This window comes from Desulfobulbus sp., assembly GCF_031547805.1.
In the GTDB taxonomy this organism is placed as follows: domain Bacteria; phylum Desulfobacterota; class Desulfobulbia; order Desulfobulbales; family Desulfobulbaceae; genus Desulfobulbus.
In genome coordinates, this window is the sequence record NZ_JAVBRQ010000026.1 from 39501 (window position 1) to 52222 (window position 12722).

Annotated in this window: 11 protein-coding genes and 1 tRNA gene; 8 read left to right on the plus strand and 4 right to left on the minus strand. The window is 62.1% G+C overall.

The features are described 5' to 3' along the window. Positions 1 to 40 precede the first annotated feature (40 nt). The 4 genes from RMR13_RS09110 to RMR13_RS09125 all read right to left on the minus strand — a co-directional run bounded on the left by RMR13_RS09110 (position 41) and on the right by RMR13_RS09125 (position 3186). Positions 41 to 117: transfer RNA gene (locus RMR13_RS09110), tRNA-Met, on the minus strand. 37 nt (positions 118 to 154) lie between these two features. Beyond that, on the minus strand, positions 155 to 625 hold the full coding sequence (locus RMR13_RS09115) for a thioesterase family protein (protein WP_310600331.1): 471 nt from the start codon (positions 623 to 625) through the stop codon (positions 155 to 157). Continuing rightward, positions 622 to 1854, minus strand: coding sequence for a cofactor-independent phosphoglycerate mutase (locus tag RMR13_RS09120; protein WP_310600332.1), 1233 nt, complete (start codon positions 1852 to 1854; stop codon positions 622 to 624). Before RMR13_RS09120 ends, RMR13_RS09115 begins: the two co-directional genes overlap by 4 nt. A 27-nt stretch (positions 1855 to 1881) precedes the next feature. Further along, on the minus strand, positions 1882 to 3186 hold the full coding sequence (locus RMR13_RS09125) for a homoserine dehydrogenase (RefSeq protein WP_310600333.1): 1305 nt from the start codon (positions 3184 to 3186) through the stop codon (positions 1882 to 1884). A 365-nt stretch (positions 3187 to 3551) separates the two neighbouring features. On the opposite strand from RMR13_RS09125, the gene RMR13_RS09130 reads away from it, so the two are divergent. The 8 genes from RMR13_RS09130 to RMR13_RS09165 all read left to right on the plus strand — a co-directional run bounded on the left by RMR13_RS09130 (position 3552) and on the right by RMR13_RS09165 (position 12591). Continuing rightward, complete coding sequence (locus tag RMR13_RS09130; protein ID WP_309411826.1) at positions 3552 to 4226, plus strand: adenylate kinase; 675 nt, start codon at positions 3552 to 3554, stop codon at positions 4224 to 4226. Between the two features lie 101 nt (positions 4227 to 4327). Continuing rightward, entirely contained in the window at positions 4328 to 4912 is a 585-nt protein-coding gene (locus RMR13_RS09135) for a D-sedoheptulose 7-phosphate isomerase (RefSeq protein WP_310600334.1), read from the plus strand. Between the two features lie 39 nt (positions 4913 to 4951). Continuing rightward, positions 4952 to 5905, plus strand: coding sequence for a hypothetical protein (locus RMR13_RS09140; RefSeq protein ID WP_310600335.1), 954 nt, complete (start codon positions 4952 to 4954; stop codon positions 5903 to 5905). 66 nt (positions 5906 to 5971) lie between these two features. Then, a complete protein-coding gene (gene hemC, locus RMR13_RS09145; protein ID WP_310600336.1) occupies positions 5972 to 6913 on the plus strand; it encodes a hydroxymethylbilane synthase in 942 nt (313 codons plus the stop codon). 23 nt (positions 6914 to 6936) lie between these two features. After that, positions 6937 to 8514 carry a uroporphyrinogen-III C-methyltransferase gene (gene cobA, locus RMR13_RS09150; RefSeq protein WP_310600337.1) on the plus strand — a complete coding sequence of 526 codons (1578 nt, stop codon included), beginning with the start codon at positions 6937 to 6939 and terminating at the stop codon, positions 8512 to 8514. A 37-nt stretch (positions 8515 to 8551) separates the two neighbouring features. Beyond that, the gene (locus RMR13_RS09155; RefSeq protein ID WP_310600338.1) at positions 8552 to 8899 is read left to right on the plus strand and encodes a cereblon family protein; all 348 of its coding nucleotides are present in this window, start codon (positions 8552 to 8554) and stop codon (positions 8897 to 8899) included. A gap of 208 nt (positions 8900 to 9107) precedes the next feature. Continuing rightward, the gene (locus tag RMR13_RS09160) at positions 9108 to 10877 is read left to right on the plus strand and encodes a VCBS repeat-containing protein (RefSeq protein WP_310600339.1); all 1770 of its coding nucleotides are present in this window, start codon (positions 9108 to 9110) and stop codon (positions 10875 to 10877) included. Positions 10878 to 11118: 241 nt separating this feature from the next. Next, positions 11119 to 12591 carry a hypothetical protein gene (locus RMR13_RS09165; RefSeq protein ID WP_310600340.1) on the plus strand — a complete coding sequence of 491 codons (1473 nt, stop codon included), beginning with the start codon at positions 11119 to 11121 and terminating at the stop codon, positions 12589 to 12591. The last annotated feature ends 131 nt before the right edge of the window (positions 12592 to 12722 follow it).

Below are 12722 nucleotides of genomic sequence, written 5' to 3' on the forward strand. Positions count from 1 at the left end.
GGGGTTAAGCCTATTCGACTCAACCCCTTGAATTATTTTTTGGTAGCGGGGATAGGATTTGAACCTATGACCTTCGGGTTATGAGCCCGACGAGCTACCAGACTGCTCCACCCCGCGTCACGATCGGGCGATAATACCCGATTGGGCGGCAAAGTCAACCGTTCTGTTGGCTTGCCGCCCCCTTTTCTAGGATCGCCTCGATCTTCGCCAACACAACCTCGGGAAAAGGCGTTAATTTTCCCTGGCGGTTGACACAGGCGTGCACGGTGAAGCCCTTGGCCAGCAAAATCGAGCGCTCGCCCTCCCCGCTCCGGGAGATGGCGTAATGGAAGCGGCAGCTGACCCTGCTCACCTCGACCAGCGAGGTGGCGATGGTGAGCAGGTCGTCGTAGGCGGCCGGGGCCTTGAACCGAAGATAGCTCTCGGCCACCGGCAAAACGCAGCCCAATTCCTCGATGGCGCTGTAGGGCATGGCCCAGGCGCGCATCATCTCGGTGCGGCCGATCTCGAAATAGCGCAGGTAGTTGGCGTTGTAGACCACGCCCGCCGCATCGGTGTCGCCATAGATCACCCGGTAGGTGGTGGTGAACACCGGTTCCACCAAATTGACCGTCAACTTGCTCATCCGCGCGCCTCCCGCTCGACAAAGCGCTGGAAAAAGGCGGCGCCGGACAGCGTGGCCTGGCCGCTTGCCCGCACCGCCGCCTGCACGTTGGCCTCGGTGTAGGTTCGACCGGAGGGTGCGGCGATCCCCCTGGAATCGTAGAGAAACATCGGCACCGGCCAATCCTCGTGGGTGCGGCGGTGAACCGGGGTGTAATGGTCCATGGTCACCACCAGGCGGAAAGGCTCGCCCCGTCGTTCCATGGCCTCGACAATCGGGGCGACGATGCGGCGGTCGAAATCGGCCACGGCCCGCACCTTCTCCTGCGCCAACCCCTGATGACCGGTCTCGTCCGGGGCCTCGACATGCACCAGTACGAAATCGTCCTTGGCCAGCACATCCAGCGCCGCCCGGGCCTTGCCCTCGTAATTGGTGTCGAGGTAGCCGGTGGCGCCGGGCACGTCGACCACGCTCAGGCCGCCGAGCACGCCAAGCCCCTTGAGCAGGTCAACCGCGGAAATCAAGCCGCCGCGGATGCCGAACCGAGCCTCCAGGGTCGACATGGCCGGGCGCTTGCCCTCGCCCCAAAGCCAGATGGCATTGGCGGTCCGCTTGCCCTGCCGCTGTCGCTCCCGGTTGACCGGATGGTCGGCCAGGATGTTTTCGGCCTTGGCCAGCAAGGGAGGAAAGGCCTCGATCTGCCGATAGGCCTGGAAAAAGCCCGCCACGTCCCGGTCGGAATGGTCGTGGGGCGGCACGGTGACGAAGCCGGCCGGCAACTCGCCGCGATACACCAGGAGATGGCGGTAGCTCACTCCGGGATAGAGGCGCAGACGATCGTTGCCGCAGGCGGCCTGCAACGCCTCGATCAACTGCCGGCTCTCGTCGGTGGTGATGTGGCCGCTGCTGTAGTCGACCATAATTAAGCGGCCGTCGCCCGGCCGCTCGACATGGACCAGATTGCAGCGGAAGGCGATTTCCTCCGGGCCCAGCTCCACCCCCAGGCTGGCCGCCTCCAGCGGCGCCCGGCCGGTGTAATAGCGCTCCGGCTCATAGCCCATCAGCGACAGGTTGGCAACGTCGCTCCCCGGCGGATAGCCATCGGGCACGGTCCGCACCAGCAGCATCTCGGCCTGCCGCGCCAGGCGGTCCATGGCCGGAGTCTCGGCCGCTTCCAGGGGCGTGCGGCCATCCAGAGACGGAACCGGCACGTCGCCCATGCCGTCGCCAATCAGAAGAATGTATTTCATCGCTTCATGCGAGCAAACCCCAGCGGTTCACTCCTCCTCCAGAATGCGGATCTTGACCACCGGGCCGGTGACGCAGTCGAGCTTGCCGATTTCGTCCAGGGCAGCGCGGATCGCCGACTCCTTGGCGCTGTGGGTGACGACCACCAGCGGCACGGCGCCGATTTCCTTGCGCCCCTTCTGGATCACCGATTCGATGCTGATCTCGTGCTTGGCGAGGATGCCGGCCACCAGCGCCAGCACGCCGGGCTGGTCGAGCACGGTGCAGCGGAAGTAGTAAGGGCCGCACAGCTCGTCCATGGGGGTGATGCGCCGCGGCCGCATCTGCTCGGGCAGGTAGGACAGCGCCGGCACCCGGCCGACCGAGCCGCTGGCGATGTTGCGGGCGATGTCGACCACGTCGGCGGCCACGGCGCTGCCGGTGGGGACCATGCCCGCGCCGAGCCCGTACAGCAGGATGTTGCCCACGGTGTCGCCCTGAAAATGGATGGCGTTGTAGGCGCCGTTGATCGAGGCCAGCAGGTGCTGCTGCGGCACCATGGTGGCATGCACCCGGGCCTCGACATGGTCGCCGTGGTTGCGGCTGATGGCCAGCAGCTTGATCCGGCAGCCGAATTCACGCGCCAGTTCGATGTCGATCGGCTCGATCTGGGAAATGCCCTCGGTGGCGATCTGCTTGTGGGTGATTGGGGTGCCGTAGGCGATGGTCATCAGGATCGCCAGTTTGTGGGCGGTGTCGATGCCCTCGACGTCGTAGGTCGGGTCGGCCTCGGCGAACCCCAGCTTCTGCGCCTCCTTGAGCACCTCGGCAAAGGGGATGCCCTCGTCGGTCATCCGGGTGAGGATATAGTTGGCGGTGCCGTTCATGATCCCCATGATCGAGAGAATCTTGTTGGCCACCAGCCCTTCCTTCAGCGCCTTGATCACCGGGATGCCGCCGCCGACGCTGGCCTCGAATCCCACCTCGACCCCCTTCCTGGTCGCGGCGGCGAAGATGTCGGCGCCCTCCTGCGACAGCAGGGCCTTGTTGGCGGTGACCACGTGCTTGCCCGCCTCGATGGCGCGCATGACAAAGGTTTTGGCCGGCTCGATGCCGCCGATCAGTTCGACGATGATATCGAGTTCCGGATTGTTGATCAGGTCCATCCCGTCCTTGCTCAGCGGGATGCCGGCAAACCGCTCCGGCAGCGCGGTCGCGCTGTGATCGGCAATGCCCGCCAAGCGAATGGACATCCCGGTCCGCCTGGCCAGCCGCTCCCGCTGCGACAGCAGCACTTCCGCCAATCCCTTGCCCACGGTGCCAAACCCGATCAACCCGACCTTGATTTCCCTCATAGCTGTCATCACCTGGAAAAATTGAAAGAAGAGACGAATCTGGGCCGTTTTCTACCCTCTTTGCGACGCCTTGTCAAAAAGTATGCTCCGGCTCCCGTCGCCGCCGGACGGAAACGGACCGGCCGCCATTGGTCGCCGGCCGCCGGAACCCGGCCACATGCCGCGTGCTATCGCGGCGCAGTCCCGCGCTTTGCCGTGCTCATCACTTCGCCTGATCGGTCTCATCATTTTTCATGGCGCATTCACCCGAGGTGCGGTATATTCGTGGGCCGATGAGAAGGCATTCATTTTTTCACCCTGCCTTTTTCGCGCAAAATAAAGGTGTTACCCAACAATTTTTCGAACAAGACATGGAGGAATCCGGCATGAACATCCTGACTTTCGGTCCGAACGGCAGCGGCAAAGGCACCCAGGGCGCCATCATCAAGGAAAAATACGGCATCGACCACATCGAGTCCGGCGCCATTTTCCGCGAGCACATCAAGGGTGGGACCGAATTGGGCAAGAAGGCCAAGGCATACATCGATCGCGGCGACCTGGTGCCCGACGAGATCACCATCCCGATGGTGCTGGAGACCCTTGCCAAATCGAAGGAGAAAGGCTGGCTGCTCGACGGCTTCCCCCGTTCGCTGGCCCAGGCCGAGGCATTGGACAAGGCTCTGAAGGAAGCGGGCATGAAGCTGGATTTCGTGGTCGAGATCATGCTGGACCGCCAGATCGCCAAGGACCGCATCATGGGACGCCGCCTCTGCGCCAACGACAACAACCATCCCAACCATATCGCCTTCGACGCCATCAAGCCGGTGGAGAAGGATGGCAAGCTGGTCTGCCGCGTGTGCGGCGGCGACCTGTCCGCCCGCGCCGACGACCAGGACGAGGGCGCCATCAACAAGCGCCACGACATTTACTACGACGACAAGACCGGCACCATGGCAGCGGTCAACTATTTCAAAAAACAGGCGGACACCAAAATGATCTCCGTGGACGGCTCCAAGTCCATCAAGGATGTCTCCGCCCTGATCATGCAGCAACTGCCGTAAGCGAACCTGCCTCAAATCGCCCCTCAAAACGTTTCCGTGCCCTGGTGGCGCGGAAACGTTTTTTGTTTGACAGCACCGGGTTTTCCTTTATGGTGGGAAACATGAATACACTGCTTTCGACCAATCTGGTCCAATCCATCATGGCCAAGGAAGCCTTTGTCAAAGAGGCCGCGGCAGACATCATCCGCCTGACCGAATGGATCTGCGAGGTCTTCGAGGACGGCGGCAAACTGCTCATCTTCGGCAACGGCGGCAGCGCGGCCGACGCCCAGCATCTGGCCGCCGAATTCGTCAACCGTTTCCTGATCAATCGCCGCCCCCTGCCGGCCCTGGCCCTGACCACCGACACCTCGGTGCTCACCTCGATCGCCAACGACTTTTCCTACGAGCTGATTTTCGTCAAGCAGATCCAGGCCTTGGGTAAACCGGAAGATCTGGCTCTGGGCATCTCCACCTCCGGCACCTCGGCCAATGTGGTCAAGGCCATGCAGGCGGCGCGGGACATCGGCATGAAAACCGTGGCCCTGACCGGCGGTACGGCCCGTCCGGGCGGCGATCTCGCCGCCATCTGCGACCTGGTGCTCAACGTGCCCTCGGATGCGACCCCCCATATCCAGGAAGCGCATCTGTGGCTGGAGCATGTGGTCTGCGAGATCGTCGAGCGCCGGATGTTCGGCGCCTCCTGATCGTTTTTTCCGTTTTTCCCCGACACACCCGATCCAACCATGGCCGATTCCTATCCCGCCCCCCTCGACTTCAGCGGTCTGCACACCTATTCCGTCCACGGCCGCCACTCCAAGGTCAGCATCGACGATTTCGCGACTCCGGTTCAACCGGGCATGACCGTGCGCCAGCTGCTGGACACCCTGCCCGCCCAATTGGCCGGCGCCGATTTTCCCGAACTGGTCCGGCGGATCGCCACGGCCCGCCGCCAAGGCCGGCCGGTGATTCTCGGCATGGGCGCCCATGTCATCAAGGTGGGGCTCAATCCGATCCTGATCGATCTGATGCGGCGCGGCCTGCTCACCGCGATCGCCCTTAACGGCGCGGGCATCATCCACGATGCCGAGATCGCCATGGCCGGCCAGACCTCGGAAGAGGTGGCCGACGTGCTCGGGGCCGGAGCCTTCGGCGCCGCCAGGGAAACCGGCGAGGTGCTCAACGGCGCCATCGTCGACGGGGCGGATCGCGGCATCGGCATCGGTCGGGCCGTGGGCGAGGCCCTGCTGAAGGGCCGGTTCCCCCACAACGACCGGAGCCTGCTGGCCATGGCCGCCCAATTGGGGGTACCGGTGACCGTGCATGTGGCCATGGGCACCGACATCATCCACATCCACCCCTCGGCGGACGGGGCGGCCATCGGCCGGGCCGGGCACCACGATTTCCGGGTGTTCTGCCGCCTGGTCAGCGACTTGGAAGGCGGCGTCTATCTCAATGTCGGCTCGGCGGTCCTGCTGCCCGAGGTCTTTCTCAAGGCGCTCACCGTGGTCCGCAACCTCGGGCACCAGGTCAAGCGCTTCACCACCGCCAACTTCGACTTCATCCGCCATTACCGGCCGGCGACCAACGTGGTCCACCGTCCCACTCTGGAAGGCGGCAAGGGGTTTCATTTCACCGGCCATCACGAGCTGATGCTGCCGCTGTTGGCCGCTGCCCTTGTCGACGAAATTGACAAATAACCGTGCAGGCGGTATATCGCCGCTACTGCTTTTCAAGGATCGTTTTTTCCGCAACAGGACCGGGGCATGAGAACATCGTTGCGCATAGGGACCCGCGCCAGTCTCCTGGCCGTGACCCAATCCACCTGGGTCAAGGACCGGATCGAACAGGCCCATCCGGGCGTCCGGGTGGAGCTGGTCAAGATCACCACCAAGGGCGACCGAATCCTGGACGTGCCGCTGGCCAAGGTCGGCGGCAAGGGCCTTTTCGTCAAGGAAATCGAGGACGCGCTCCTGGCGGGCGAGGTCGACCTGGCGGTCCATTCGATGAAGGACGTGCCCACCGAACTGCCGGCAGGCCTGCATGTCGGCATCGTTCCCCAGCGCGAAACCCCTTACGACGCCTTTTTGTCGGTCAAATACGGCTCGATCGCCGCCCTGCCCACCGGCGCCACCGTGGGTACTTCCAGCCTGCGCCGCAGGTCGCAGTTGGCGGCGATGCGGCCCGATCTGAGCATCGTCGACCTGCGCGGCAACATCGACACCCGGCTGCGCAAGCTCGACGAAGGTGTCTTTGATGCCATCATCCTGGCCGGCGCCGGTCTCCACCGCCTGGGCCTGGAAGCCCGCATCACCACCCTGCTGGAACCGCCCCTGATGCTCCCGGCCATTGGCCAGGGCGCCTTGGGCATCGAACTGCGCCGCGACGACGCCGAGTTGCTGGCTGGGATGCAGTTCCTGCACCACCCGGCCACCGCCGTGGCCGTGGCCGCGGAACGGGCCTTTTTGCTCCGTCTCGAGGGGGGCTGCCAGGTGCCGATCGGAGCCCACGCCACCTTGGCGGGCGACATCCTGAGCCTGACCGGCCTGATCGCCAGCGTCGACGGCCGCGAACTGATCAAGGATACGGCCACCGCTTTGGCCGGGCAAGCCGCCAAGCTCGGCGGCGACCTGGCGGAAACCCTGCTGAACAGGGGGGGCAAGGCCATCCTCGATGCAGTCTATTGCGCCGGATCCTCCGGCGGCTGAATCCCTTAGCAGACGACAATCCCGTGACGACAAACGCCTCTTCCCTTCCCGCCAAAACCGGCAAAGTCTATCTTGTGGGCGCCGGCCCCGGCGACCCCGGCCTGATCACCCTGCGCGGCAAATACCTGCTCGAACACGCCGAAGTGGTGGTCTACGACTACCTCGCCAACCCCAAATTGCTCGGTTATGTCCCGAAAGACGCCCAGCTGATCTATGCCGGCAAGAAGGGCGGCGGCCTGCACGCCTTTACCCAGGAAGGGATCAACCGGCTGCTGGTCGACCATGCCAAGCGGGGCCAGATGGTGGTGCGGCTCAAGGGGGGCGATCCCTTCATTTTCGGCCGGGGTGCCGAGGAAATTGAGGAACTGGTGGCCGAGGGCATCGATTTCGAGGTGGTTCCGGGCGTGACGTCCGCCACCGCCGCCGCCACCTATGCCGGCATTCCCATCACCCACCGCGAATACACCGCCTCGGTGGCCTTTGTCACCGGCCACGAGGATCCGACCAAGAAATTTTCCAACATTTCCTGGGATAAACTGGCGACCGCCGCCGGCACCATTGTCGTCTACATGGGAATCAAGACCCTGCCCAGCATCACCCGCAAGCTGATCGACCACGGCCGCTCGCCGGACACGCCGGTGGCGGTGGTCCGTTGGGCCTCGACCCCGCAGCAGCGCTCGGTGGTCGGAACCCTGGCAACCATTTGCGAGGTGGTGCAGCAGGCCGACATCAAGCCGCCGGCCCTGATCATTGTCGGCGAGGTGGTCAAGCTCCGCTCCACCATCGACTGGTTCGAGAAACGGCCGCTGTTCGGCCGGCGGATCGTGGTCACCCGGACCCGCGAGCAGGCGAGCGACCTGGTGGCGCAATTGGAGGAGCAAGGGGCCGAGGTGCTCGAATACTCCACCATCCACATCGAACCCATGGACGATTGCCGCGTCGTCGACGCCGCCATCGCGGAAATCGGCAGCTATCAATGGCTGCTGTTCACCAGCATCAACGCGGTCACCCATTTCTTCCGGCGGCTTTTCGCCCTTGGCCACGACAGCCGCCTGCTGGCCGGAATCAAAATCGCCGTGGTCGGCCGGGCCACGGCCGACGAAGTGGGCAAATACGGCGTCAAACCGGACCTTTTGCCGGAGAAATTCACCGGCGAGGGCTTGGCCGAAGCGTTGCTCCAAACCGGAGTGCAGGGCAGCCGCATCCTTTTGCCCCGAGCCCTGCGGGCCAGCGAACTGTTGCCGGAAATGCTCACCGACGCGGGTGCCCAGGTAACCATCGCGCCGGTCTACCGCAACGTGCCCCCTCCGGGCCCCAAGGAAGAATTGCGCGACCAACTGCTGGAAGGCTCGATCGACTTGGTCACATTCACCAGTTCCTCGACCGTGACCAATTTCCTCGCCCTGATCGACGCCGCGGATGACGGCGAGTTGCACCGCCTGCTCGACCGGGCGGCCATCGCCGCCATCGGTCCGATCACCGCCGAAACCATCCGCGAACACGGGCTGCCGGTCGACATCCAGCCCGAACGGTACACCATCGGCGATATGGTGCAAGCGATTGTGGCCCATTACCGCAACCTGGCCCCGCAAGCCGGCTGAGCCGCGCCATTGTCGCGTCCGCCGACCGCGTTCCGGTGTGGACCGGCCCCCGGCCGCCAAGCCGGGCGATGCGTCGGAGGACCTGGCCGGAGGAGCCATCCTGTGCGCCGTGTGCGACTCCGAAATCACCCACCAGCGGCACGCCATGGCGGTCAATGGCCGCCACGAACACGCCTTTTTCAATCCCGCCGGCATCGCCTTTGAAATCCGCTGTTTTCACGCGGCCCATGGGACCACGTTCCGCGGCGCCGCCTCCGCCGAGTTCACCTGGTTTGCCGGATATCGCTGGCGCGTGGTGCTCTGCGCGACCTGCCACACCCATCTCGGCTGGCTGTTCACCGGCGACGGCCTGTTTTACGGCCTGATCGCCGATCGACTGTATTGATTGGCGCGCACCGGGAGCAAACCGCCTTTCCCCGGCAGGTTGCGGATCGGCTCGATCGCGGTATTTTTCCGCCGCGCGCTCAATTTTTCCTTCCCTTTTTGCCTAAAAAACAGAAAGTTTGAAAAATCTGTGCTATCATCGGCGCGTTCGCGCGCCGTATGCGCCTGTCGCCATCCTCTTCTTTTCATTGAAAAAAGGAGCCGTTATCGTGAATGTTTTTTCTTTGCGCGTCCCTCTGGTCGCCGCCAACCGCCATCTCTTTCTGCCCATTTTCCTGCTGTGCGGCTTCATGCTCCTCGCCTCGGCGGCGCATGCGGCACCGGCCAAACCGGCCGCCTCCGCCAAGCCCTCGGCTTCGTCCAAGTCGCAGGTGGTCGTTTTACCCTTTGACGTCGAAATCCCCGGCTCCTACGCCTACCTGCGCAACGGATTGGCCAGCACCCTGGCCAGCAGGCTGGCCACCCGGGCTCAGGTGGCGGCCGTCGCCCAGGGAGCGGCATCCGAACGCATGGCCCAATCGCTCAAGGCCGGCGATCACACCGCCTTTGCCCAACAACTCCGCCAATCCGGCGCCGACTATCTCATCATCGGTTCGCTGGCGCCAAAGAGCAGCCAATTCGAACTTACCGCCTATGTCTTCACCCAGACCTCGGGCCAGACACCGAAGCGGTTCATGCAACATTTCAACGCGGTCGATGACGCCATGACGGCCATCGACGAGTTGGCCTGGGATATCAGCGGCGCCGTGTTCGGCAAGCCCCGCCCGGAAATGAAATCCGGCCCCGCACACCCGGGGGGAATGGACGCCCTGCACAGTGCCCACCCCGACCGGGCCTACCGCGAGGGCCGGTATGCGGGCATGACCACCGGGCTCGAGGTCGGCGGTCCGTTCGAATTGATCAACACTTCCCGCAGCAAGAGCATCCCGGTCGAGACCATGGACATGAACGTGGGCGACCTGGACGGGGATGGCAAGGAAGAGATCGTGCTGCTGACCAAATCGAGCCTGATCCTCTACCGCAACGACGACGGCCAATTCCGCATGCTGGCGACCGTCAATCTGCCCAACTATCTCCGCTACCACTCGGTGACCCTGGGCGACCTGAACAAAAACGGCCTGAAGGAAATCTACATCAGCGGCAGCAACCAGGACCGGCCCGACTCTTCCGCCTTGGAATGGAACGGCAAAAAGGTGTCGTTTCTGTTCGACCATGTGCCCTGGTATCTCCGCACCATGGGCGCCCCGGGCGAAGAGCCCGTCCTGCTCGGCCAAAGCAGCCTGACCGGCGAGCTGGGCGACAGCAATGTGCATTACATGACGCTCAACCCCAACAACACCCTGACCGAAGGCCAAAGGCTGAACCTGCCCAAGGGCCTGAACATCTTCGATTTCGTCCAGGCCGACATCGAAGGCGGCAAATCCAAGGTCACCATTGCCATCAACAATCGCAATCGCCTGCAACTCTACGATGTCGCCGGCACCCTGCGCTGGAGCAGCCCCGACACCTTTGGCGCCAGCGACAACTTTTTCGGTACCCTGACCAGTCCCAACAATGCGGTCATGTCGGATAAGGAGACCACCTGGCTGAGAACCCGCATTGTGGTGGCCGATTTCGACGGCGACGGCATCAACGATATCATGGTCGGCCGCAACCGCCTGGAAACCGTACCCTTCATGCCCAACCTCCGCTACTTCGACGGCGGTTCGCTCTCGGCCCTGACCTGGGAGAGCAACAGTCTGGTCCGCCTCTGGGAGAGTAGAAAAATTACCGGTTATATCACCAACTACCAGGTGGCAGGGGCCGAGAAGGGCAGCACCGAGTACCGCGTGTACTTTGTCGAGGCGGAAACCAGCTATCCCTTTGTTTTCTGGCACACATCGTCCTCTTATCTCAATTGCTACACCATCAAGGTCAAGCCGCATGATCGGGTGTATCTCAAGGATCAGCCCTCGCTGCTCGGCGAACCGGTGGAATGATCTTGCGGCGACCGTTTTGCGGAGCGCAGTGCACGGACATACCGTGACCCTGGAATTTGTAGTATCCATGCAAAGATATTCGACATTTCAATCAGAAATGCCGGTAAAATTTTTTTAACTTTTGGTAAAAAAAACTTGACGGTCACTTGGACTTACTATACGTTGCAGTCATATAGAATTGCGGGGAAGGTTTCTCGTTTTTCGGGGAACATGCAATGAACAACAGACAAAGGAGAGGAACATGAAAAAAGTACTTCTTACAGGCGCAGCCCTGATGCTGGCAAGCGGCGTAGCCTCCACCGCGTCGGCTGCGGCCGTCGAGCCTGGGGTCAAGATTACCGGTGATGCCCGGGTTCGTTTGTACTATGCTGACGACCAATTCAGAACCTATGGCACGGCTTCTGCGCAGGATTCCCAAACCAACATGGATTCCCGGGTCCGAGTCAACCTGACCGGCACCGCTGCCGGCGGCGCCTATGCCAAGGTTCGCCTGCGCATCGCCGAGTCGAACATGGGCGACTTCGACACGGAATATTCCAATGGCAATACATTTCGTAGTAACGGTAGAAGCAACGTCGTGGCCGACCTGGCCTATGTCGGCATTCCGTTCAACGACCAGTTCACCTTGGAACTCGGCCGCTATCGTTCCACTTACGGGCCGCAGCCGTCCAGCTACAACTTCTTCTACGACGATGTCAACCTGACCGGTGCGAAAGGTATCATCAAGCTGGATAAAGTGGAGATCAACCCCTTTATCGAGTGGATGGAAGAAGCCCAGAACGGCGACGATGTGACCAGTTCCTCCCTTGATAAGCTGCAAGACAACGACGAGATCCGTTTCGGTGTCCATGCCAAGGCCCAGTTGAACAAGGACTGGCTGATCGGCGGTATGATCGGCTACCAGATGGATAACCGTAATGAACGCCGTGCAGGTGTACTTACAACTCTTCCTACGGCTACCCAAAAAGGTTACCAAGATCTCGGTTGGCAGGAGAACGAAGGCTTCTTCGGCTCCCTGTACGTCAACGGCAAGAGCGGCAACTTCGGTCTGATCGGCGAAATCGCCGTGACCGACAACAGTTTGAACAACTTCAACTCGTGGGAAGAAGATGCCCAAGGATATAGTTCAGCTCCTGGGGCGACGACGCTTGCTGGTGGCGTGGATACCATTGGATCGAAAGACACCGGCTACGGCGGCTATATTTTCCCCAACTATCAGATCAACAAGTTGAACATCGGTTTGAACCTCGGTTTCACCGCCAACGGCTTCCAGCCTGACGGCGCCTTCGGCGACGGGGTCATGCTCGGCACCATCGACAACAGCGTCATCTCCGCCATCCGCATCGGCGACTATGGCGACTGGCTGTGGGGCGGCTTGGTGGTTTCCTATCAAGTCAAGGAAGACCTCAAGTTGACCGGTAACTTCTTTTATGCCGACATTGATTCCTGGGGTACGAAAGGACCGGATGGCGACGGGCCCTACACCACTTTTCGTTCTCTGAATCCAACAAATCGTAACGGTTACAATCTTGATCTGGGCCTTGAGAGTGCATGGACCATTTCCGGCATCATGCAGTACACCATCCAGAAGAACCTGAATCTCTTCTTGTCGGCCGGTTATCTGAAGCCTGAGTTCGACAATGCGTACAACATAGCCGGTCTCGATGACGACGGTATCTTCGCCGCCGCCTCCAGACTCGAGCTCAAGTTCTAAGGCCTTCGCGTCAGCCTAGGTTCTCGAACCCCAGCAAGAGAGGGGTGGAAGGTTGCTACCTTCCACCCCTTTTTTCTTTCCGATGGCCCCTCGCGTCTCAGCCAGGCTGCCTTTCCCGGAAATTGGCTGGT